General features: G+C 45.1%; 19 protein-coding genes. 13 read left to right on the forward strand and 6 right to left on the reverse strand.

Going from position 1 to position 23057, the window contains the following annotated elements; all coding sequences use genetic code 11:
• Window positions 1-7 precede the first annotated feature (7 nt).
• Together L3C95_RS29340 and L3C95_RS29345 are read right to left on the reverse strand one after the other, a co-directional pair.
• A complete protein-coding gene (locus L3C95_RS29340) occupies window positions 8-772 on the reverse strand; it encodes a polysaccharide biosynthesis/export family protein (RefSeq protein WP_236393835.1) in 765 nt (254 codons plus the stop codon).
• Window positions 773-836: 64 nt separating this feature from the next.
• Window positions 837-2075: an acyltransferase family protein gene (locus L3C95_RS29345; protein ID WP_236393836.1), complete on the reverse strand. Its 1239-nt coding sequence runs from the start codon at window positions 2073-2075 to the stop codon at window positions 837-839.
• Between the two features lie 320 nt (window positions 2076-2395).
• Here L3C95_RS29345 and L3C95_RS29350 point away from each other — a divergent pair, with 320 nt between their 5' ends.
• The 5 genes from L3C95_RS29350 (at window position 2396) to L3C95_RS29370 (ending at window position 7025) form a co-directional block, all read left to right on the forward strand.
• Entirely contained in the window at window positions 2396-3301 is a 906-nt protein-coding gene (locus L3C95_RS29350) for a hypothetical protein (RefSeq protein WP_236393837.1), read from the forward strand.
• A 23-nt stretch (window positions 3302-3324) separates the two neighbouring features.
• The gene (locus L3C95_RS29355) at window positions 3325-4125 is read left to right on the forward strand and encodes an FkbM family methyltransferase (protein ID WP_236393838.1); all 801 of its coding nucleotides are present in this window, start codon (window positions 3325-3327) and stop codon (window positions 4123-4125) included.
• A gap of 108 nt (window positions 4126-4233) precedes the next feature.
• The gene (locus L3C95_RS29360; protein WP_317207723.1) at window positions 4234-5652 is read left to right on the forward strand and encodes an RtcB family protein; all 1419 of its coding nucleotides are present in this window, start codon (window positions 4234-4236) and stop codon (window positions 5650-5652) included.
• Between the two features lie 74 nt (window positions 5653-5726).
• Complete coding sequence (locus L3C95_RS29365) at window positions 5727-6692, forward strand: MBL fold metallo-hydrolase (protein ID WP_236393840.1); 966 nt, start codon at window positions 5727-5729, stop codon at window positions 6690-6692.
• A 144-nt stretch (window positions 6693-6836) separates the two neighbouring features.
• Window positions 6837-7025, forward strand: coding sequence for a pinensin family lanthipeptide (locus L3C95_RS29370; protein WP_110055495.1), 189 nt, complete (start codon window positions 6837-6839; stop codon window positions 7023-7025).
• 66 nt (window positions 7026-7091) lie between these two features.
• Here the strand turns inward: L3C95_RS29370 and L3C95_RS29375 are convergent, their stop codons facing one another.
• The 4 genes from L3C95_RS29375 to L3C95_RS29390 are packed head-to-tail and all read right to left on the reverse strand — an operon-like array spanning window position 7092 to window position 14629.
• Window positions 7092-8960, reverse strand: coding sequence for a lanthionine synthetase LanC family protein (locus L3C95_RS29375; RefSeq protein WP_236393841.1), 1869 nt, complete (start codon window positions 8958-8960; stop codon window positions 7092-7094).
• Complete coding sequence (locus L3C95_RS29380) at window positions 8941-9768, reverse strand: thiopeptide-type bacteriocin biosynthesis protein (RefSeq protein WP_236393842.1); 828 nt, start codon at window positions 9766-9768, stop codon at window positions 8941-8943. Before L3C95_RS29380 ends, L3C95_RS29375 begins: the two co-directional genes overlap by 20 nt.
• Before the next feature lie 2 nt (window positions 9769-9770).
• Window positions 9771-12419 (reverse strand): lantibiotic dehydratase, encoded by a 2649-nt coding sequence (locus L3C95_RS29385; protein WP_236393843.1) that lies wholly within the window; start codon window positions 12417-12419, stop codon window positions 9771-9773.
• 11 nt (window positions 12420-12430) lie between these two features.
• On the reverse strand, window positions 12431-14629 hold the full coding sequence (locus L3C95_RS29390) for a peptidase domain-containing ABC transporter (protein WP_236393844.1): 2199 nt from the start codon (window positions 14627-14629) through the stop codon (window positions 12431-12433).
• A gap of 183 nt (window positions 14630-14812) precedes the next feature.
• Here L3C95_RS29390 and L3C95_RS29395 point away from each other — a divergent pair, with 183 nt between their 5' ends.
• The 8 genes from L3C95_RS29395 to L3C95_RS29430 all read left to right on the forward strand — a co-directional run bounded on the left by L3C95_RS29395 (window position 14813) and on the right by L3C95_RS29430 (window position 23057).
• Entirely contained in the window at window positions 14813-16210 is a 1398-nt protein-coding gene (locus L3C95_RS29395) for a DUF3526 domain-containing protein (protein ID WP_236393845.1), read from the forward strand.
• Window positions 16210-17625 carry a DUF3526 domain-containing protein gene (locus tag L3C95_RS29400; RefSeq protein WP_236393846.1) on the forward strand — a complete coding sequence of 472 codons (1416 nt, stop codon included), beginning with the start codon at window positions 16210-16212 and terminating at the stop codon, window positions 17623-17625. Before L3C95_RS29395 ends, L3C95_RS29400 begins: the two co-directional genes overlap by 1 nt.
• A gap of 10 nt (window positions 17626-17635) precedes the next feature.
• Window positions 17636-19768, forward strand: coding sequence for a TonB-dependent siderophore receptor (locus tag L3C95_RS29405; protein WP_236393847.1), 2133 nt, complete (start codon window positions 17636-17638; stop codon window positions 19766-19768).
• 17 nt (window positions 19769-19785) lie between these two features.
• Entirely contained in the window at window positions 19786-20481 is a 696-nt protein-coding gene (locus L3C95_RS29410; RefSeq protein WP_236393848.1) for an ABC transporter ATP-binding protein, read from the forward strand.
• Between the two features lie 74 nt (window positions 20482-20555).
• A complete protein-coding gene (locus tag L3C95_RS29415) occupies window positions 20556-20873 on the forward strand; it encodes a hypothetical protein (RefSeq protein WP_236393849.1) in 318 nt (105 codons plus the stop codon).
• Between the two features lie 704 nt (window positions 20874-21577).
• Window positions 21578-22015 carry a hypothetical protein gene (locus tag L3C95_RS29420; protein ID WP_236393850.1) on the forward strand — a complete coding sequence of 146 codons (438 nt, stop codon included), beginning with the start codon at window positions 21578-21580 and terminating at the stop codon, window positions 22013-22015.
• Window positions 22016-22094: 79 nt separating this feature from the next.
• A complete protein-coding gene (locus L3C95_RS29425; RefSeq protein WP_236393851.1) occupies window positions 22095-22487 on the forward strand; it encodes a hypothetical protein in 393 nt (130 codons plus the stop codon).
• Between the two features lie 87 nt (window positions 22488-22574).
• Window positions 22575-23057 (forward strand): DUF3347 domain-containing protein, encoded by a 483-nt coding sequence (locus L3C95_RS29430; protein WP_236393852.1) that lies wholly within the window; start codon window positions 22575-22577, stop codon window positions 23055-23057.

The raw sequence follows: 23057 nt of genomic DNA on the forward strand, positions 1-23057 counted from the left end.
TGCGGTATCATTTTACGGAAACGATGACGATAGTGGTGATCAATGACAGAATACCGATAGCTGCAGGTAACAGCTGTACTATCTTTGAAGTGTTGAACTGTTTGTTGGGGCCCGGCTTTACATATATCACATCATTATTATTCAGATAATAATAGGGAGACGAAAGAGTTTTACTATTATTCAGGTTCAGCGACGCGTATGTTTTTTCTCCGTTCACTTCACGGATGATCATAATATCATCTCTGACGGCAGTTATATTCAGATCGCCTGCCATACTTAAGGCATCGAGCACCGATGCCCTCTCGCCGGAGATCCGGTAAGAGCCCGGACGGGCCACATCTCCCAGTACAGAGATCCTGAAATTGGCAATACGGGTCGAGACATAAGGATTGCGGATCGTCTTGTTTAACTCCTGCGTGATGATGTCGTTTATTTCGGCTGTCGTTTTATGTTTGACGTATACTTTACCGATCATTGGAAGGTTTACGTAGCCCGCGCTGTCTACAATATACCCGGGGTCCGCACCATCAGCGGATAAAGGGGACGAATTGACCGCGGCGGGATTTAATATGAGTGAAATGTCTTTATCGATCGTTGTAATGGTGATCTGTAATATGTCTCCGGGTTGCACTTTGAGTGCCTGCAACCTGGAGGCAGATTCTGCTCCGGTCGCTTTTTCAAGGTCATTGAAATAGGTTATCTTTTTAGTGTTGATACAGCTTGTAAGAAGGACCAGGGTAGTAAATAACAATAAATAGAATTTAGCTATCATATCTGATTTCGATTAATAAAACAAGGTGGTAACAGTTGCTAAGTGCCCGTACTGGTAACCTTAGTTATGTGGTGGTGATCTGATTATTAACAACAGTGACAAGACCCGGTACCGGTTTTTTGAGTAGCCGCTTTCTGAACATTTCCTGCAGCGGTAGTTCGAAATAATAATGAGTAAGGATACTTAGCGGGATCAGCACTGAATAGAACAGAAGCACTGTCAATGGAGAATGAAACACCTCCCTGCTGATTCCCAGCGCATCAACTGCAATAAACAATAATACCATTAACGGAAAATGGAGGAGGTACAGTGCATAACTGGCATTTCCCAATACCAGTGCCCATTTTACTTTCAGGCTTCCCTTTGTTGTTTCCGACAATGCAAGTGTTAGAATTGTAACAGGAGATATAATGGTCCTGAAGAAAGTGTTCCTGGAAAGGTTGTACAAGGCCGTATCAAAGGCAACATCCTTTCCTGGCAGTACCTTTTTCATCAGTATCAGTGAGAAATCCCTGATATAAGAGAAAGCGTATTCTGTAAGCACGATCATCCATAATGCCACAGCAGTAATGGTTACTATAGTGGTAATCCTGCGCGGGTTCTTTTGTTCGATCAGCCAGGCATAGACATAATAGGTAAGCCCTCCAAGGAAAAAGGAATAGATACCCTGGCCTATCATGGAATAAAAATGTTGTATAACAGCGCCTGCAACTACTATCGCTAACAGGAGACCTTTATTACGGTGCAGCTTTTTCCAGCTAATAAGAAAGAACAACAGGTATAGCAGTAGTTCTACCGATACAGACCAGGAAGGGCCGTTAAATCCGTTGAGGGCCGGTGTACGCTCAAAGCCCCAGCTATGTATGACGAGCAGGTTTAGCAGAAAGTGGTAAGCATCGTTATTCTGAATAATAAAGGTGTGACCGTTCATGCTGACCATAATGTATTGCAGCATTATGAGCGATAGCAATGTGATAAAATGAACAGGATAAAGACGGGTGAGCCGGTAGCATATGAAGTTGCCGAAAGGCGTTCTCCCGTCAGCTATTTTATCTGAATAGAACCAGAAGAAGATGAATCCTGACAACAGAAAGAAAAGATCTACAGCATAAAATGCATGATTATAAAAGATCGAGAGGTAGGGAAATAAGGGAAGTCCCAGCTCTTCCAGTGGTTTAGTCTGTAAGGTCTGATCCGTATAAAAATAGAACTGCCAGTGGCATAAGACCACAATAAGTGCAGCAAGCCCTCTTATAGCATCCAGGCTAAAAAAATATCGTGGTGAAGACGTGTTAGAAATCATGGAATAGCGATCAAGTAGAAACAATAAAACACCTTATAATGATTGGGGCACCATTATGCAAGTACTAAATTCGCAGCGTTTATTGATTATCGCATTCTCAGATTGAGGCAAGTTAAATCAAAAAAATCATATGCGCAAAATTGCGAAAAAAGTTGGGCGGACAGAACGATTCCTGTGTCATATTGAATATGCAAACAGAAGTACGCAAACGCATATGTTATGAATTATCGCGAAATGAACAATAATTGTTAATTATTGTATTTATGGGGTAATAAATTTTAGGAGAGCGCTCCGCTTATTTAACTCATACCATGTTCCTGATGAAACGAATGAAAAAATTGGTGAATGTCTTGCACCATTTTTTGTACACCTCAAGAAAAGCACAACAATCAGACCTGCTGTTATTAGGTACCCTTCTCGCCCGGCAGAACAAGGAACTGCCGGTGCTGGATAACATTTCTGCCGCTGAGTTTAAAGTCTTCTCCCAGACAGGAGATGATGGCATTATTCAATACCTTATTAATAAAGTGTATATCCCGGAGACAACATTTATAGAGTTTGGAGTAGAGAACTACGTTGAGTCAAATACACGTTTCCTGTTGAAATATAACAACTGGTCGGGGCTAGTAATTGATGGCTCAAAGAAGAGTATCCGTTACATCATGTCTGACGATATTTATTATCAGCATGACCTGAAAGCGGTGCAGGCATTCATTACAGCAGAAAATATTAATGACCTGATCGGCGTACATGGTATGAAAGGAGAAATAGGACTATTGTCTGTCGATATTGACGGTAATGACTATTGGGTGTGGAAAGCCATTGATGTTGTTGACCCGGTGATAGTAGTAGCGGAATATAATAGTGTATTCGGTATCGACAGAGCGATAACCGTTCCTTATAAACCGGATTTCATAAGAGAGCAGGCTCACTATAGTCATCTCTATTTTGGCGCATCACTGAAAGCACTGTGTGTATTGGCCGAAGAAAAGGGGTATGCCTTTGTCGGATCCAATTCAATAGGTAATAATGCTTATTTCGTAAAGAAGAACAGACTGGGAGGACTCAGGGCGCTCAGCGCAGAAGAAGGGTATGTTTATTCCCGTTTCCGTGAAAGTCGTGACAAAAAAGGAAACCTCAATTATTTGTCGGGTGCTGAAAGATATGAATGTATAAAAGGATTGTCTGTATATAATGTAATGACAGGACTGGAGGAAAAATTATAACACTACCAAAACTAAACTAATCAATGAATCTATTTACCAATGCCCTGATAAAAGTTTACGTCTTCATTTTTGCACGGAAGGCGCTTTATCCCATCAATCTGCTCCTGTATAAATTAAGTATGAGAGGACTGGGCATCATGAATCATGAAAACGATTATGTGAGTGGCGAGAACGCCTTTGTTAAATATATGATCTCAACCGGAAAATTCAACAGTGGTGTAATTCTGGACGTAGGTGCCAATATTGGCCACTATTCGGTTATGCTGCGAAACTGGAAGGTGTCACTGCCTATATACGCATTTGAACCACATCCCGTTGCTTACAACAAACTTGAGGAGGCCGCGTCAATGCACCGGTTTATTCCTGTGCAGAAAGGAGCTGGAGAGTGTGCATTCACTACTTTTATCTATGACTATGTGGAGAACAAGGGATCTGAGCATGCCAGTATGTATAAAGAGGTGATCGCCGATTTCCGGAAGAGCGAAGTGGAAGAGATAGCCATTGACCTGACTACTATTGACGAATTCATTGAGGAACACCGGCTGTCGAAAATAGCGTTGCTGAAAGTAGATACGGAAGGAAATGAGCTGAACGTATTAAAAGGGGCACGCCGTGCCATCGCAAGCGGAATAATCAATGTTATCCAGATAGAGTTTAATGAGATGAATGTAATTTCCCGTACCTTCTTTAAGGACATCATAGATATATTGCCGGGATACGACTTTTACCGTCTGCTGCCCGACGGACTTAAAGCCATGGGAGAATATAATGTCGCGGCTTTTGAAATCTTTGCTTTTCAGAATATTGTCGCTATAAGGCGTTGAAAGTAAGTTTTTTAGGAAAAGATTTAAAAGGTAGTGGGAAGTGCGCAAAAAAAGTGCGCATATAGTCCTGAATATTGCATTATTATTATAACCCAATAAGAAATGCATATGAACAGCATTAATGGTAAAGATCTGCTGGCTATCGGTTATCAGCAGGGTAAAATACTTGGTTTAGCACTTGAAGTCCTGGAAAAACATTACCAGGAAGCTGAACATGAAGCAGTGCTGGCATTAATGAAAGATCTGCTTGAGAGGCCCGAAGCTTTCCTGGATCATGAAGTACTGGAAGACCTCGCCACTAAGATGATCGAAGAGGCGAAAGAGATTGAGAGCACTATTTTCCTTAATAATAGTGCTAAGGAGTTCGCGGTATACGGAGCAGAACATATTGCAGACGGCGCAGTGGCACAAATGAGAACAGCTATGAAACTGCCGGTTACGGTAGCGGGCGCTTTGATGCCGGATGCACACCAGGGTTATGGACTGCCGATCGGTGGGGTACTGGCTACAAAGAACGCGGTGATACCTTATGGTGTGGGTGTGGATATAGGTTGCCGTATGGCATTGTCCATCTTTGATATTACTGAAGAAGACTTCGTTCGTAATCATGATACCTATAAGCGGGAATTGATCGCACAGACCCGTTTTGGCGCCGGACATGGATACCATGGTAAGCATAGGTCAGAACACGCCGTACTGGACCGGAATGAGTTCAATATGACGCAGTTCATCAAAACCCTGAAAGATAAAGCGTATTCCCAATTAGGTACTTCCGGCGGAGGAAACCACTTTGTGGAATGGGGTATCATTGAATTTGCCGAAGATGATCAGCCTTTAAATATTCCTAAGGGAAAATATCTCGCACTGTTGTCGCACTCCGGCTCCAGGGGGCTGGGAGCCACTATTGCCGGTTATTATACCCGGTTGGCGAAAGAATTGTGTAAACTGCCTAAAGAGGCGGCTAATCTTGCCTTTCTGGATATGAATACTGAAGCGGGCCAGGAATACTGGTTGGCGATGAATCTGGCCGGTGACTATGCTTCCGCCTGTCATCAGGTGATCCATGATAAACTGACAAAAGCGATTGGTGGTACATTGCTGGCTAAAGTGGAAAACCACCACAACTTTGCCTGGAAGGAGATCTGGAACGGAGAAGAAGTGATCGTGCATAGAAAAGGCGCTACTCCGGCAGGTAAAGGCGTAATGGGGATCATCCCGGGATCAATGACAGCACCGGGATTCCTGGTGAGAGGAAAAGGAGAAGAAAACGCCATTAATTCCGCTTCACACGGAGCCGGACGGCAGATGAGCCGTACCAGCGCTATGCAGAACATTACCCGGCAGGAGATGCAGGCTATGCTGCAGGCTAATGGTGTGACCTTGATAGGCGCTGGACTGGACGAAGCACCGATGGCTTATAAAGACATCAATGTGGTAATGGAAGCACAGCAAGAGCTGGTGGATATAGTGGCTAAATTCTCTCCGAAAATGGTGAGAATGGCGGATGACGGAAGTAAAGAAGACTGATTATGGTTGGGCCTGGCTGACTCAGCATGAGTTTTGAGATGTAATAACCAGTGTTCATGTTAATTCCGTTAAATATGAAAAAGCAACAAGCGCTGGTTAAAATTAAGGCATGCTCAAAACATGAGTGGTTTTATGTAGCTCCGGGAGTATGGGGTGTTCGTGATAAGATCGTGAATGTATATTTCATACATGATGCTACCACCAATCACTGGGTACTGCTGGACGGTGGACTCTCTACTTCCGCAGCCCGGATCAAGAGAGTGGCAAAGCAGCTTTTCTGGCCTCAGGCTACACCGGCTGCCATTATTCTTACCCACGGACATTTTGATCATACCGGTTCAGTAAAACAGCTTGCGGATGAATGGGACGTACCGATATACGCACATTATCTGGAAGCGCCCTATCTGACCGGGCGCTCTGCTTATCCACCGCCCGATCCTTCTGCCGGTGGAGGATTGTTTACCTATCTCTCCTTTTTGTACCCAACAGGCCCCATTGACCTCGGAGGCCGTTTACTGTTGTTGCCGGAACAAGGAAATATACCAGGTCTGAAAGAGTGGCAATATTTTCATACACCGGGCCATGCACCCGGTCATATTAGTCTGTTCCGGGAGCAGGATGGTGTACTGCTGGCAGGAGATGCTTTCGTGACTACACGACAGGAATCGCTATTATCTGTCTTAAAACAGGAAAGAAAGCTCTCCGGTCCTCCACGTTACTTTACATACGATTGGGCAGCAGCGGAAAAGTCAGTCCAAACCCTGGCATCTCTGCAACCATCTATCGTAGCTACAGGGCATGGGATGCCTATGGAGGGAGACGCGTTACACGAGCTGCAGGAACTGGCGAATAACTTCAAAGAAAAAGCAGTACCTGCAAACGGTCGTTATACCCAGGACCCAGCCGTTGCCGGCATTAGCGGTGTAGAATATGTTCCGGCTGTAAGTACCAGGAAGACATTGTGGAAAGCTGCTGCTGTTCTTGCATTAGTGGGAATTAGTGTATTGCTGGCAGGTGCAGTGAAGAAAAAATATAGTTGAAGCACATGAAAATGTCTGTCAAGCTAAAAATAAATACCAGGTAATTTTTGAAACAATGATGCATTTTATATATCTTTAATTGATTGCAATCGGGGAGAAGCCGAAACCCTCAGAATAGTAGGCATAACAATTAAAGACTATTTTATGAAAGAAAACCAGTTCAGACTTACCCTGGACGATCTCCGGATCGAAAGCTTTGTAACAAGTATTGATAGCGAAATGAACAGCCGCCTTGCAGGTGGTATAGCTGGTCACGATGCAACAGATTCGCATCCTACTCATACTGAATTAACAGATGATGAAGGTCACGAATGCGAAACCGTGATCTGCTAATGCAGGCTGTTTGTTCGTAAGAACATACTACCGGTCGGGATGGTGTCACAGTCATCCCGGCTTTTTTTATGCTGCAGTGATCAGGCCATTTCGCAGCAATAATCTGACTTGCTCCAAAACGATCTGTGTTAGCTGTGTAAGTATTACAGCTGATTGACCGGGAAAATGACTTTCAAAGATGGAACTGATGACTGTTATGATCGTTCCGGGTTGTTGCAGCTGAGAAAGTATCAATCCCGGTAACAGCTGTACCGGCAGAATGGAGATACCCTCTTCATGGCTGTATATTACTTTGTACTCCGACTGACTACGATGTATTTTAACATGCGGACAAAGGGCCATTCTTTTGTCTAACAGGGTACGATCATCATGCCGAAGTATATTCCGGGAGATGATTTGCAGCTGTTGCGTCCTTTTCCTGAAGCATAACATGCCTTTATGCATTTTCCACAGCGAAGTAAGCGTGGCTTCAAAACTGAAAGCATCCAACAACTCTTCCCGCGGATCAGCCTTGATCCTTCGTACCAGATGCTGCTCAAGTTCCAGGATATTATGTATCCTTTTCCATGGTATCATACCTGGTTTTAACAACGATATTGTTTGTTTAAAATAACAGCCCAATAAGTCTGCTTTTACAGCCTCCAGGTGATATATCCCTTTATCTTTCGCATGGCCCGGTATAAGAGGGTGCAGTACGGTGTTTCCATTGTACGGCAGCAGGAATTGAAGGAACAAATATCCCATTCCTGCAAGGCCGGACAATAAGGCAGGGTCTTCGGCATGCACGGCTGCATAAGTATTATAAGTACCATGTTGCTTAAAAAAACGGAGCGCATCCCTTGCATATGTTACCGCCTGCGTATGCAGCGATGCGTCACCCAGTACCTGCGAAGCCTTCAATAATAACATTATATGGCCACCATAGCCACTACAAAGTGTATAATTATTCCTGGAAGGTGCTGATATATCCTGCAGGGTTCTTTCTATCCCCCTGCCTGCCTGTTCTGCATATAAATCGTTCCCCGTGAGATGCCAGGCATGCAGGCGTGTAAGGGTGGCACCTACAGCACCGTGTGCCCACGAGCAGGCGTCGCTCATTCGCTTTCTGAATGATTCCAGGTTCCAGTCCAGGATTTCCTCAGGCGGTATCTGCAGGCTGTTTACACGCAGGTCCATCCAGTTGTTCTTTGCTGTGTCGTAGTACCGCATTTCGTAGGCGAGTGCTTCTTCCCCGAGATAACGTAAGGTTTCATCACCGAAGTATCGCCCTGTTTCCAGCAATGCATATGCTATGCCTGCGGCACCATGCGAGAATCCCGTCAGGCTATCATAGGCGAACTTTTCATTGTCCCATTTCAATCCGGTATCAGCTATCCGGGCATGAGCGATGAGTGTATCAGAGATCTGTTTTATGATGGCCAGCAATGATTGCTCCCCGCTATGGGCGTACAGATAAGTAATGACGAGCAGATTGCCCGCGTGTCCACTCAGCAGATCATCTTTTACAACACCGGACTGAAACCCCTGTTTCAGATAGAGCGCCAACCGTACACCTTCCTCAATATAGCTGTATGCCCCGGTGGTTTCATACATACAGATGCACACATAAATGAGACCGGTAGCACCTGTATAAAAAGTATAATAGGCGGGGGAATGCTGATATGTTTTCTTTAAGAGTCTGTTCAACACACGCTTGCAGCAGTCAATATACCTGTTGTCAGGTTGATAACGGTATAATGTCAGAAAGAACAGGATAGTACCTGCACTTCCATTGAAAATGTCGGTGGTTTCCGGCAGAAGTGCTGTCCCGTTGTTGTCGCTCCGCCTGCGCTGCCAGTAATATCCATCTTCATCCTGCTGTAGGGACGCCAGCAAAGTATCGGCGATCCTGTATACTTCGTCTTCAAAGAGTTGCTTATCCGGCAATTTGATCATAGATATGTTCTACGCATTTCATGGTGAAGAAAACAATATAAGCTTCGTCAGTGTTTGGAACGCCCAGCCTGTTATGCTGCATGTGCAGCAGACTGCATAGAATGCCCCGCATCTTTGATGGATCGTTGATCAGCTGTTGGTAACGTTGTAACAATGTAATATGCCTGCCGGCATATCCCTGAAGAGGTATCTTCGGCTGGTCCTGTTGTAATGCCGACCAGCATGCCGCCGCCGGCGGAAGTATCACTGGTGCATACTGCATGAATTTCTGTTCCATTAAAGCCATGAAATATTGTTCCTGTTCATTGCTGTTCAAATGCCTGTCATATAATCCTGGCAGCCAGGAACGGATAAACTGTGCACAGATCCTTTTTATCTCTTCTGGCGTTATCGCTGCTGCATACAATAAAGCCATATTCAATTGTATGGCTTGTGATAATTTTCTCGTCGTATCCCACTCTGGATCACAGATGAGAGATAGTATATAGTCTGAGCATAAACTGAACTGCTGTTCTGCCAGTGTAATGGTAGCTGCGTTGCCATATCGTTCAATCTCAGGTATGTAAGGAACATATCGCACACTGGCATATTTATCCAGCATTGCTTTTACTATAGGCTCTTCATCTTGTAATATATGAAGCCGCAGGCGTATATGCGGCCCCCCTTCCCCGTATCGGATGAAGAAATAAGGAGATGGAGCTTGTAAAAAGCTATCAGCGGCCTGTATAAACGGCGCGACCTGTTCACGCAAAACACGGTCGAGACCTTTGTTGGAAAAGAGATAGGCCGAAAGCCATTTAAGCTGCATATTCAGTATTTATACCAGTGAATGAGATGTTCTGTTACAGGAGTTGCATCCTGTAAATGTGATAAGTGAGGAAGCATTTCTTCTACGTAAATATATTGGCCTGCCCGGCTCAAGAGTTTCTTGAATAAACCGACCATGGCAGGTTGTGTAAAGCAGATGTACTGGGGCTTATAATCATCTTTCATCATCTTTAGCTTCTCCTCTTTGTCCATAGGTATTGCATAAGATTTGAGGAACAGGAATACGTGGGCAGGCAATCCACTTGCAATATACCATCTGTTGAAGCGCAGGTAATACGCAGCATCAGTTTCGTTATTCTCCTGTTGGGGAATGGATGCTGTTTTGATAACCCAGGCCATCCGGCGTAGAATAATATGTTGCTCGAATGTGATCCTTGGCTTACAGATGATGTCTGCTTCGGGTGCGGGCAGCGTGGCTGTATATTTTTCATCTGTAACTTCAATGAGCTTACGCAAAGGGATTCGCCGTTCCGGATTAAAATGTGCCAGTAGCTGGTAGAAGTTCGATCGGTTAAGAAAGGATTGCAGGGAAAGATCATATGCAAAGATCTCTCTGCCGTCGGGAATATGAACTAATGATAAAAGCTCAGTGCCCGGATTGTATTTTACTGCAATGTTTTCTACACTTGTCAGTTGCTGACCCGGATAGTTGCTATGACTACCGGGGATGCTGATACCGGAAGGCAATAAAGGCGGATGTATATTGGCATTAAAACTGGAACCGTCACTCAATTCCAGTTGCAGCATATCCGGATGCAACTTCCGGTTGCAATCCCGAAAACTGCTGGTGATATCAGGGGCAAAGAGGTCCAGGAAACGGCCGGCTACTTTGCCCATTCCAGGCAGTAAGTTGTTGATCACACCACATAGTTCTTCTTCCTGCCGGAAAAGTTGAATGAACATTCCCCGGGAGGTGCTAGTATCTGCATATGCAATATCAAAATCTGTGGCATTGAGGTTTACTATGCCAGTTGTACCGGCGATATCAGCCGGTTTTAGCAATTGTCTTAACTGTGATACAAGCGTATCTTCCTTCTGTGGGGATTTGATACGTAATGTTTCTTTTTGTGTTTTCTTTTCCAGTTGATAATAAGTGTAATAGAAGTCGGTAACATTCACCTGCTGATCGGGACCGAAATGCCCGAGAAAGAAATCGCGCATCCTTACCCGCTCTGCCTGCATAGTATCCAACGATTCCAGGAGCGTACAAAGCCGGTCTGCTTTTTCAACAAGCGAATGTGTTGCTTCGGGAGCGTAAGTATTGACGGTAGTACTATAAGTGTCTTCGTAAAAAATACCGGAAGCAGGGAACTGTTGCAGCATGAAACGTGTTACATTAAATCCCTCTTTTTGTATGCGGACCTCCAGTGCTATTTGTTGCGCAATATCTTCACTGTTCGTGATGGCGTCAGACAGTCCGGCCTCCAGTTGCAGTAGCCTAAGTGTATTATCAAGTGCGTTGCTGGCGTCGCGCAATAAATCTCCTCTTCTTGCTGCCGGTGCATTTGCATATGTTTGTCGCTGCTGATGAAGAAACCTCAATAATTGTTGTAAGGGTTTTACTGCCGGACGGCTTTCTTCATGTGCGGATAGATAACTGATCAATGCTTCATCCCAGTCCGGGCTTATGCCGGAACAACCTATGCCGGTTTCAATGAAGCCATTTGCTGCCAGCTGTAACAGGTATGCTTTGATCTGTTGCCTGTCGGCGTCCGCAATAAATCCGGAAAGCATATCAGTAAGTGTTCCGAGTAACACAGGTTGCCGGCTGGATAAAAAAGAATGCAGCCAGTTGGTAATATCACTAACCGGCATTTTCTGGAAAGACTCAATATTGCGGTAGCTGGCCAGGAATTGCAGGTGTCTTCCCTTTTGCTGTATGGTGGGATTGAGCCGTATCTCCAATACTTCGTTCAGCTCAGGATGATGCACCATCAACAATCTGAAGTAGTCAAACAATTTATTGTTTAACCGGATCGCGGATTTTATATCTGTGCTAAAAACGAACACTTCATCGGATACCTGTTCTGCAGGGACGGCAATGCCTGTATGCGTGAAAGTACTGAAAGGGGAAGTTTTGAAGGCCATTCTCGTCAGGTATCTCAGGAGGCTGTATTCTGTTTTTAGTTCCTTATGACGGAAGTTATGCACATCCCGGGATATAAAGGAGGGTAGCTGTGCATATAGCGTAGGACTGGACAACAGGATGCCCTTACACAACAGATCATGTTGCGCATAATTTTTTAATACCTGTCTGTACCTGGTTACTTCTTTCTGAAAGACATCTTGCCATTGCAGGGTGGCTTCCCGCAGGACCTCAACCAGCTCCAGGTGCTGCGTTATGGCGGGTGCAAGGGCAGGGACATTGGTTTGATTGCCGGTCAGTTTATCATTAAAGACGGACCGTTTAAGATTGATCAGTTGTTGCCTTTTCTTATCATCAGTGGCCTGTTGTATGTACGAGAACAACTGGTCACAGAGTGCGCTTTTACTCTGTTCTTTTTGGGCTTCTAACATATGGATCTGAGATAATTGCAGCAACATATCTTCAGAAGGATCGAATACTTTCATCTCCCGCTGATGTAAAGAAGTGTAACGCACAAATACGTGAGGGAATACCGTTAACGTCATAATAATGGTTATTACTGGCCTAGTTCCAGCTGGTTTTTAATAAGTTGATAATATGCGCCTCTGGCGGCTATTAGTTCCTGGTGACTGCCATATTCAGCGATCTTCCCCTGGTCCATAACCACTATTTGATGTGCGTGTTTGACAGTACTGAGTCTATGGGCTACTATTACGACGGTTTTTCCAGGGAAGAAATGTTCCAGACTATTAATAATAGCGCGCTCATTGTGTGCATCAAGGGAATTGGTGGCCTCGTCGAGGAAGATATAAGCGGGGTCGCGATAGATCATTCTGGCAATCAACAGCCGTTGCTTCTGACCCTCGCTGAGACCATATCCGTCTTTTCCCACTACGGTATCATATCCAAATGGCATGGAGGTAAAGAAATCATGTATATTGGCCATCTTGCAGGCGGTGTGAAGCCGTTCTGTATTCCTGTCGGAATTGCCGCAGTAGATATTATTGGCGATAGTGTCCATGAATATATAACCATCCTGCATAACTACGCCACATTGTCTGCGCCATGCTTTCGCATTTATGGAGGCGAGCGCTTGTTCACCGATCCTGATCTCTCCTTTAACAGGCGCATAAAACTTCAGTAGCAACTTCAGTAAAGTGGTTTTACCGCTGCCGCTCATGCCTACAATGGCTGTTATTTTTCCCGCCGGAATAGTGAGATGTATATCATCAAGTACAACAGAAGAGTGCTGATGCCCATACCGGAACTGTATATTGTTTAATCTGATATCCTGTCCGTTGCCTGTTAGCGCCGGCAGGACTGTTGTGTTTTGTTCATCTTCATTGGGTTCATGTTGTACTTCTGCCATCCGCTGCAAACTGAAAAGCGTGTTCTGAGAAGAGCGTATGAAGTCCGCCAGTTGTAGTACCGGCGTGTTCAATTGCCCGCAGATGTACGTGACTGCCAGCATAGTGCCTAATGAAAGCTCGCCTTTGATCACAAGTATGGCAGCTAGGGACGTTATTATTACATTTTTGATCTCATTGATGAACAACCCGATACCTTGCATAAACTGGTCCATGCGCAGGGTCTCAAGTTTCAGCCCAAATGATCTTTCCTGTAGCTGTTGCCATTGAGTACTTTTTATTTCTTCGCTGCCCGTTAGTTTTATTTCCTGCATAGCGCCGAAGATCTCCAGCAGTATCTGCTGATTGGCGGCCAGCGCTTTGAATTTCTGCTGATCAAGCATTTTCCTTTTCTCCTGGAAAGAGTTCGCCCAGATAATAGAAGCAATGGCGCCTGTAACGAAAAGCAGAAAGATCAGCAGATGATAATATAGCAATACACATCCCAGTACAAGTGTTGTTATAGCCGCCATCACAAAAGTGACAAAAACGGATGTCAGGAAGTCTTCTACCCGTTGATTGTCGGCAATGCGCTGCATGTTGTCGCCCGCATGCCGGTTATCAAAGAAGGGTAGTGGCAGTTGCATCAGCTTGAGGAGGAATGAACGCAGCATTTGTATGCTGATGCCCGTTCCCAGTTTATATAGCAGTCGTGCGCGGATAAAATCCATTACCATACGACCCAGGAACAGCATCAGTTGTCCGGCACATATTAACAGTAACAAAGGAATATCGTGTGTCCTGATACCGCTGTCTGCTATTGCCCGCGTAAGCATCGGGATGACCAGTGAGCATCCTGCTGCAAGTATTAGCGTAGCGAAAACAGGAATGAGTTCTTTTTTATGTGCCCGCAGGTAAGGATATAAAGTTTTGAGCGAGACGACGGGTTCCGCTATGCTCTCCTGTGCATAGAAGCCTGCCGTCGGCTCCAGGAATAACGCCCTTCCGCTGGTACTTTCTTCCTCTTTCCGCCAGGCTTTCAGAAACTGTTCTTTCGTGTAGGTTATAGTGCGGCCAACAGCAGGATCAGCTACGTAAGCATGTGTGGCAGTAATACTATGCAGTACAACGAAGTGTTGCTTCTCCCAATGTAGTATACAAGGCAGGGGTGCTTTCTCTGACAATACTGTGAATGGCAGTTCTGCCGGAAATGTTTTGAACCCCAGGCTTTCTCCCGCAGCAACAAGGTCTGCTACCGTTACTCCCTGTCGTGTGCTCTTACTCAGTTCCCGCAGGTACTGTAAGGGGAACTGCCTGCCATAATGCGCTGCCACCATCTTCAGACAGGTGGGGCCACAATCCATAGCATCCGATTGTTTATAGCGTGGGAATTTTTTCGTGTTGAACATGTGTCGGGTTTACAGGACCAAATATAAATATTTGTAACGTTGTTGCAAATAGTAAAATCTCCCTTATATTTACATCCGTGAAATTTTATATCACGTACTGTTAAAACAGACGCAACAAACGTCGTATTCCGCCGGGTGAGGCCTCGCCCGGCAACATGATTCTATTGCTATAACCAAGCTTGTATGCTAAGAACTGTAATCGTCAAAGAATTACGGATGAGCCTTCGTATGCCCGCTATTTACGTTGTTTCGCTCATCTTTTGCACGCTGTTGTGCGGGGCGCTGATCACAGCGCAGCGCTCACAGTATATGCGGCTGCGTGAGCAACAACAGGCAGAGGCTACCTTCCGTCATCAGTGGGAGACACTGGATGTTGATAATGCACATGGTGCAGCTCATTATGGTACCTATGTTTTCAGCCGGCCTACCCTGTTATACTTTTTTGATAAAGGCATCACAGATTTCACCGGTAATATTTACCGGATAGAGGCCCATAAACAACACGGTTTTCTTGCTCCTCCTGTACCTGTCTCTGGCAGCTATATACGGTTCGGTAGCCTGACAATTGCGACGGTATTACAGCTATTCCTGCCATTGTTCCTGATCTTTCTCTGTTTCGACATGTACACCAGCGAAAGGGAATCGGGCACATTACCACTCCTGCAATTACAGGGAGCCGGCAACAGTTTACTATTAAAGGGAAAAGCCGTTGCAGCAACCTTGCTGGCAGTATTGCTGCTTTCTATCGGATGGATTACACTGGTGCCTTTATTCATGATGCAGTTGCATACGCAGTATATACATATGGGCAGCCTAGCAGGACTGCTGGCCGCTTATTTTATGTATGCCGCCTTTTTTTCCCTGCTGAGTATAATGATCTCTTCCATCGCAAAACGTTCAGGTACGGCCTTACTGGTTTTGTTGATGATATGGCTCACGGCGGTGATCTTGTTACCAAGGGTGATGTCGGTGATAGCCGAAGGAAGAGTACAGTTGCCCTCTCATTTCATAGTACAAAAGAAAATGTCAGACGCTGAGAAGTTCGGGCTTGACGGAAAATCGCCCAGGGCGATGCGCCAGCAACACTTCAACGATTCCCTGCTGAAAAAGTATCAGGTGGACAGCATCTCTTATCTGCCTGTTAATGCAGCTGCCTTGTGGATGCAGGCTGCTGAGGATTATAATGAGCTTATCTATGAAGTTTATATAGGCGGTGTGGATAGTCTGATCCGGGAGCAGAATGCTTATGTGGCCTATGCAAGATGGATAGACCCGTTTATAGCATTACGTGAAATATCTATGGGACTTTGCGGTACCGATCTCAATGCCGCCCTGCATTTCCAGCGTACTGCCCGCATTTACAGGAATGATTTTATCCGCCAGCTGAACCATAAACTGGCGGAAGGAGGAAAAGTAACACCGGATTTTTACAGGCAAATGCGTCCATTCGTTTACACGCCACCCACAACAGAGAGTGTCTATAAAAGATTGGCGCCTGCCTTTATGGCTTTGGCCGCATGGCTATGCATTCCACTGGTTGGACTATTTTTTTTAAACAGGCGTAAAACAATATTGTACTGATGTCTCAGTTCTTCACTATACTTCGCTTCGAATGGCAGTGGTTATTACGTCACCGTTTGCTCTTCCCGCTTGCATTACTGTTGTTGGTTACAGGAAGCGGTGCATTATATTATGGGCATACGGTGGTACAGGAAAGAAAGAATACGCAGCACGCTATACTTACAAACGATACGCATCGTTTCGATAGCCTTGTATATAAACTGGCTACAGCAGATACAATGACTGCTGAAGGGAAAAGTACTTACAGGCAGTTGTCTCATCCTGCCGTAGTGCAATTCCAGCTGAAACCTGCCGCTGTATTACCTGTTGCGCCGCTTTCCATGCTATCGCTGGGGGTAAGCGATATTGCCGGTTACTATCATCGGCTGGAAGTGAACTGGAGTTATCTGCACAGCGAAGAAAAGATCAACAATCCTTTGAAGCTGTTGACAGGTAATATTGACCTGGCTTTTCTACTTGTCTATATATTTCCCTTACTACTGGTTGGGCTGAGTTATAATATCATTTCACGCGAGCAGGAACGCGGTACGCTGTATTTATTCCTCGTGCAGGAGGGAAAGGTCTCGGTATTGCTGCTGGCAAGGATACTGGTAAGATGGATCCTGTTCTTTGTAACCTTTATGTTGCTGGCCATTGCCGCTCCCATTATACAAGGTGATGGCTGGCATGAATTATTATCCTGGAGTATCATTACTGCCGCCTATACACTTTTCTGGTGTATGCTGATCTGCCTCATTGCTGCTTTCGGCAAGTCTTCCACTTTTAATATCGCTGCCATGACGACGGTGTGGGTGCTTTTGCTGATTCTGCTGCCGGCGCTTTCCCGTTTAATGACAGAGGATAAGAAGGTCACCACCCACGCCGCTACAGTTGCTGCTGAACAAAGAGAGCAGGAGTGGGAATTGTGGGATATGCCTAAGAAAGCGCTCCTGGATAGTTTCTACAACCATTATCCTGGGTACAGGGACGCCGCAGCTTATGACACGAGCGCTGCCAGTTCACGACGGCTCATGGCTTATTATGACATGGTAACGCAGCGGATGGACCGTTTTGTGGCAAACGATGAAGCTATCAGGAAACAAGCGCAGGCTGATATGGAAACAGGCTACTACTATAATCCCGCAGTGTATACGCAATCGCTGTTTAACCAGGTGGCTCACACCGACGTAGCTGACTACAGCCATTATGAAGAAGAGATAAAAGTCTTTCACCAGCGATGGAAAGCATATTTCTTTCCTTTCTTTTTCGGCAACAGCGTGCTCTCTCCGGCGGATTATACCAGGATACCGGTCTTTCACCATACTCCAATCCCTGTTCGTAAGAACATCCTATGGGGAGCGCTTTATTTGCTGTCGCTCTCTCTGTTAACAGGCTTTGCTGCTTTTTATCTGCTCAGGAACCAGTCCCACCGTTAAATCATGCTCTATGAATAAAATGTACTGTTTATTGTTTTTTTCTTTTTTTGTTACACTGACCGTGCAGGCGCAACACTCCGGCGATTCCATAAAGGTCAGGCACCTGAAGCAGGTCAACGTCGAAACGCGCAAGCGTACCGTGAAATCCGACAGTATCTCTGCCACGCTGAAACTGGGAGGGCGTCTGCTGGAAACACCGCAGAACATTACCGGTATAATCAATCGCCTGCTGCAATTGCAAGGTGGTTTTGAAATGAAAGATGCTTTACGTAATGCCAGTGGTGTATATCTTTCTACTGATAATGTTTTTTCTGGCGCTAACACCATTACCATGCGCGGGTTCAATGCCAATATTTCCCGTAATGGTCTCATTGGTGGTAACACTTACGAAAATTCACAGGAGGATGAATCTATTATAGAAAGTGTGGAGGTCATAAAAGGTCCCGCGGGCTTTATCAATGGTTACGGAGAACCGGGAGGCGCTATAAATGTGGTAACAAAAACACCCGGGAAAGCAAAGATCTTAAATGTTACTGCCACTGCAGGGTCTTTTAACTTTTATCGTGCGGCTGTGGATATAGGTGTCGCCATCAGAGAAAAAGGTTTCTCCTATCGTGTGAATGGTGCAGTAGAAACACAGGACTACTTCGTAGACTGGTTCAGCAAGAACAAGTATGTATTGTCGCCCGTCATACAGTACAATTTTAGCAAACGTACCTACCTGCTGGCAGAATACAACATGATACTCAGCCGTGCGAAAAATGGTACGCAGTTCACTAAAGGCGCATATGACAGTACTATCCTGAAAGATGACCGTAACAGCAACTATATGGGCGATCCCGGGCTGCCTGTATCCCGGGCAGATGAACATACAGTAAGGCTGCAATTTGTACATGCCTTGAACGATAACTGGAAGCTGACTTCACAGTCCTCATTTAAAAGATCGCCTTTCGATCAATGGACGTTCTACAAGGGAGGCACTTTCAATGCCGTAAGTTTTAATGCAGACGGCACTACTACCCGCAGCTCTTTCAACCATCGCAGAAGGGGACTAACAGGTTCTTCTCAGCTCTTCCTGAATGGTACATTCAAAACAGGACAGTTAATTACACATAGGGTGCTCACCGGCCTGGATTATACTAATTCGCAGGATTCCATTTACCAGGCGGTGGGATCAAAATTGTTCCCCTTTGACCAGTATCACCTGAAGTATGGAGAGAATACCGACAGCCTGCGATTGTTTAATAAGCTGTATACCTACAACACTTCCAATGAATGGCTGGCTGCTTATGCGTATGATGCCGTGAATATTGGTAAGAAGGTGATCGTTTCCTTCGGCGGACGCTTTACCTATAATGAAGTATCCAGGAGAAGCTATTCCGCTCCTTTGAATAAAAGTTATTACTATAAGTCCTTCACACCAAGAGCAGGCATCACTTGGATGATCATGAACAGTATGAGCCTGTACGCTTTATATGACCAGTCTTTCCAGCCACAGGTGGGCGTCAATGCTAATGGAGAACTATATGTCCCGCTGAGAAGCGCAAATACAGAGGCTGGCGTCAAAAAGGAATGGTTCAGTGGCCTGCTGTCAACTACTGTATCCGGATATATTATCAGGCGTAACAATGTCTTGTCTTATGATGCTGCGATAGGAATGTCACGTCAGATAGGGCAGGTAAGAAGTAAAGGACTGGAGCTGGATGTATTGGGCATGCCTGTGGATAACCTGACGGTCTCCGCGAACTATGCATTGTTGTCATCCATCATCAGTGAAGACGCCAATGAGGCCAATGTAGGTAAACGGTATGCAAGAGGTCCTAAGCAACAGATCAATGCCTGGTTAATGTATGGTATTAAGAATGGAATTCTCAAAGGACTGTCTTTCAGCCTTGGAGAAACAACTGTTATTGGAAGAGGAACTGCCGCAGGGACAGACATGCCTGATTACACAAAGCTGGACGCCAGTATTGGATATGACCGCGGAAAGTATTTCGTCCGCGTTTTACTGGACAATATCACTAGTGAGCGGTATATGGCTTCCGGCGATAGAAAAGCAGGTAACTCCTCAACGGGTATGTGGTATTATACGGAAGGTGCGCCTTTCAGTGGCAAAGTGCAGGTGGGTATCCGTTTATTTTAATCTGAAATCAATATATCATGTTACAGGCAACTGCTCTAACTAAACAATATGGCGCCTATACGGCATTGCACGGATTGGACCTGACGGTAAATAAGGGGGAGATCTTTTGTATGCTGGGGCAAAACGGCGCGGGTAAGACCACTACTGTAAATATCTTTCTGGGTTTTACAGCTGCCACATCCGGTACTGCCGCGATCAATGGCAAAGTAGTTAGTACTGCTGATCCGATTACACGGAAATATACGGCGTATATACCGGAAGTAGTGATGTTGTACAGCCATTTTACCGGTCTTGAAAACCTTGACTTCTTTAGCCGGCTGGCCGGCAATGCTTACAAGAGAGGTATGCTGGAGCAGTATCTTTCACAGGCCGGTTTGCAGCCATCCGCTTTCCATCAGCGGGTAGGCACTTACTCAAAAGGAATGCGGCAGAAAGTGGGGATCGCCATCGCGCTGGCGAAACATGCAGACGTAGTCTTTATGGATGAGCCTACAAGTGGACTGGATCCTAAAGCGACCAGTGAATTTACGGATATTGTTAAAGCACTGGGCGAACAGGGAAAGAGTGTGTTCATTGCGACACATGATATTTTTAACGCGGTCAACCTGGCTACCACGATCGGTATTATGAAAGAGGGGAGGCTGGTACACACCCTGCAGGTAAGTGATATTGATGCCGCAGAGTTGCAGAAAATCTATCTGGAAATGATATAACAACTTTGCTATTATTAAGAATTAATCATATATTGTGTATGATTAATTTTTTAACCCGAATCACATTTTATCTTATGAAGAAAGTTGTCCCTTTTGCATTGTTATTGTGCATGTCCCTGTCTTTTTCCGGATTAAACGCTGCTGACAGCCACTCACTGAAAGCTCCTTTAAAACAAGAAGCTGCAAAGCCTATGATTGAAGGTGTCCTGGAGGGTAGTCCCTATGGGCCTATTTATTGGAGTATCAACTCTGGTACAATAACGTATTCCAATAACGGAACCTACTATGGTCCTTATACATTCTCTGGTAATCAGGCTGCAGGTCCAAAAGCGCTGGGTATCATATATGTTACCTTAGTTAATGGCAGCCCGGTTTTTACCACTATCTGGTAATTGATAATTCCACTTTACAAGTTCCGCCCCATATATACAGAGCGAAACTTGCCAAAGTGAAATTCCTGTCCGATGAGTATGCAAAATACTCCGTTATAATGAGTTAAATAAGCGTAGTACTGCTGAAGATACTGCGTAGAAGTACGGATATTTCTGATGTGATATAAATCCGTACAAGCGCACAACAATAGAGGCTACATGTATTTTGATGGTCTGGAAAAGGAGCTTTCCGAAGCTCCTTTTCCAGACCTTTATATTTTAACACCAATACAACCCGCAACATCAAAATGACCAGATTAAAACAGATCATCATGCAAAAAAGCAGCTATCGTGAAATAGTATGGGCGCTGCTTGTGATCGCTCTTATACTGTTAGCAGCATCCCGCCTGAAAAGATAAGACAACACGCCCTTTGTTACCCTTTTTAATGTACCTTTATACATATCCCCCTGGCATTTCGAGCTGCCGGGGGGATATTTTGAATAATATGCCAATAAGACATGGCAGCAGTAAATTATCAACCAGAAGCTTAAACTGATCGAAAACCGGCTGCCGTAAACAGTATCGTAGAGATTGGGGATTACCGACAAGAAGCACTTCAACCGTATCTTAAAAACACACAGAGGCGTGAGCCCCTTCTGCATCCGGAATGGGCGCTATGGTGGAAAGCCGTGGGAAAACCCTCGTATATTAATCTATGATGTCATGACGCTATTTCGCTCATTGCTCCCTTGTCTATTCCTGGGAACAGCCTTCACCGCCTGCTCGACCGTATATGAAAGCAGGGTGACCTACTTCAATTGCGGTCCGGAACCAGATACCACTATCGCTATCCTGACAGGACATGTATTTGAACTGAAGGTGCTTCCGGAAAAGAAAGACACCCTCGTACCTCTTCCCGGCGTAGTCATCGCCCTGGAAGAAGGTAGAAAAACTGTTTCTGCCGACACTTCCGGTGCTTTTACCCTATACCTGGGCCTAAAGAACACACACACTTTTACCGTCACCAAACCAGGGTATCAACAACTGAATGTGGAAGGATTTTTTGCAGAAAAAGAAACACTGGCAGAGATCAATATTGTACTGGCAAAGGGTACAAAAGAATGCACTTCAAGGGTAACAGCCTGTAAAATAGCGTATTGATCGGCGCCCGTAAATTATATAACATCCAGCCAGAATTATATAACAACCGTGCCGGAGGCAGCTGTTACCTTTGTGTGACATGAACAAAAAGACCATCATATCACTCCGGGCAGTCTTCCTGCTATTTGTATTCTTCCTGAATACAGGTATCGGTTTTGCCTGTGCCGTACAAAGTGATCTGTGGTCAGATGGTCATCACGACATGCATGATACACATGCAATGCACCATGAGCACAAAAAGGCACCCCATAAATGCTGTGGCGATGATATGGTTAAATTTGAACAGCTGGATAAGAGTCAATCACAGCTGGACGAATCTGCACCATTACCGCTGCAGGCCTGCTTATATCCGGTGTTATACCTCCCGGCTATCTACCAGGGTTATTATGGTATCCGCCACAAATATATAGTTCCGCAACAAAATCCTCCCCCGGTGGACATCCGTGTGTCCATTCAATCCTTCCAGATTTGATTTTTTGTTTGAAAGTAACAGTTTGCCTTACGTCCGGTAAGGCATGATCTCCGCTATTTATTATTTCAAACAATTAAACAAATCATCATGAAAAGTCTTATCATAGCCACTACTATATTATTAGCCACTTTCTCTGCAAAAGCTGCAAATCCATCCCTGTCTCAATTACTGTCGCTGTATTATGATGTAAAAAATGCACTGGTGAACAGTGATGCCGGCACGGCCAGCGCAAAGGCTGCTGAATTTATAAAGGTGATCAACAGTGTAGATATGCATGCGCTATCTGCTGAAGAACACAAGGCATTTATGCCTTTGTCCGAAAAGTTGACTGCAGATGCCACTGCTATCGCCAAATCGGCAGACCTCAGCGCGCAACGTGAAAAATTCAAGACATTCTCCAACAACATCTTCATCCTTGCCAAAGCAGTAAAACTGTCTGATACACCTGTGTACCAGCAATACTGTCCAATGCAGAAAAGCTATTGGTTAAGCGGAGAGGCAGCCGTGAAGAATCCCTACTACGGCAAGCAGATGCTGTCCTGCGGTAAGGTAACTGAGACAATCAAATAA

This window comes from Chitinophaga filiformis, assembly GCF_021646545.1.
In the GTDB taxonomy this organism is placed as follows: Bacteria; Bacteroidota; Bacteroidia; order Chitinophagales; family Chitinophagaceae; genus Chitinophaga; species Chitinophaga filiformis_A.

What these genes read in the sequence shown, in the direction of transcription:
- L3C95_RS29340 (WP_236393835.1), bottom strand. Translation starts at nt 772, where the DNA reads ATGATAGCTAAATTCTATTTATTGTTATTTACTACCCTGGTCCTTCTT.
- L3C95_RS29345 (WP_236393836.1), bottom strand. Translation starts at nt 2,075, where the DNA reads ATGATTTCTAACACGTCTTCACCACGATATTTTTTTAGCCTGGATGCT.
- L3C95_RS29350 (WP_236393837.1), top strand. Translation starts at nt 2,396, where the DNA reads ATGAAACGAATGAAAAAATTGGTGAATGTCTTGCACCATTTTTTGTAC.
- L3C95_RS29355 (WP_236393838.1), top strand. Translation starts at nt 3,325, where the DNA reads ATGAATCTATTTACCAATGCCCTGATAAAAGTTTACGTCTTCATTTTT.
- L3C95_RS29360 (WP_317207723.1), top strand. Translation starts at nt 4,234, where the DNA reads ATGAACAGCATTAATGGTAAAGATCTGCTGGCTATCGGTTATCAGCAG.
- L3C95_RS29365 (WP_236393840.1), top strand. Translation starts at nt 5,727, where the DNA reads ATGAAAAAGCAACAAGCGCTGGTTAAAATTAAGGCATGCTCAAAACAT.
- L3C95_RS29370 (WP_110055495.1), top strand. Translation starts at nt 6,837, where the DNA reads ATGAAAGAAAACCAGTTCAGACTTACCCTGGACGATCTCCGGATCGAA.
- L3C95_RS29375 (WP_236393841.1), bottom strand. Translation starts at nt 8,960, where the DNA reads ATGATCAAATTGCCGGATAAGCAACTCTTTGAAGACGAAGTATACAGG.
- L3C95_RS29380 (WP_236393842.1), bottom strand. Translation starts at nt 9,768, where the DNA reads ATGCAGCTTAAATGGCTTTCGGCCTATCTCTTTTCCAACAAAGGTCTC.
- L3C95_RS29385 (WP_236393843.1), bottom strand. Translation starts at nt 12,419, where the DNA reads ATGACGTTAACGGTATTCCCTCACGTATTTGTGCGTTACACTTCTTTA.
- L3C95_RS29390 (WP_236393844.1), bottom strand. Translation starts at nt 14,629, where the DNA reads ATGTTCAACACGAAAAAATTCCCACGCTATAAACAATCGGATGCTATG.
- L3C95_RS29395 (WP_236393845.1), top strand. Translation starts at nt 14,813, where the DNA reads ATGCTAAGAACTGTAATCGTCAAAGAATTACGGATGAGCCTTCGTATG.
- L3C95_RS29400 (WP_236393846.1), top strand. Translation starts at nt 16,210, where the DNA reads ATGTCTCAGTTCTTCACTATACTTCGCTTCGAATGGCAGTGGTTATTA.
- L3C95_RS29405 (WP_236393847.1), top strand. Translation starts at nt 17,636, where the DNA reads ATGAATAAAATGTACTGTTTATTGTTTTTTTCTTTTTTTGTTACACTG.
- L3C95_RS29410 (WP_236393848.1), top strand. Translation starts at nt 19,786, where the DNA reads ATGTTACAGGCAACTGCTCTAACTAAACAATATGGCGCCTATACGGCA.
- L3C95_RS29415 (WP_236393849.1), top strand. Translation starts at nt 20,556, where the DNA reads ATGAAGAAAGTTGTCCCTTTTGCATTGTTATTGTGCATGTCCCTGTCT.
- L3C95_RS29420 (WP_236393850.1), top strand. Translation starts at nt 21,578, where the DNA reads ATGACGCTATTTCGCTCATTGCTCCCTTGTCTATTCCTGGGAACAGCC.
- L3C95_RS29425 (WP_236393851.1), top strand. Translation starts at nt 22,095, where the DNA reads ATGAACAAAAAGACCATCATATCACTCCGGGCAGTCTTCCTGCTATTT.
- L3C95_RS29430 (WP_236393852.1), top strand. Translation starts at nt 22,575, where the DNA reads ATGAAAAGTCTTATCATAGCCACTACTATATTATTAGCCACTTTCTCT.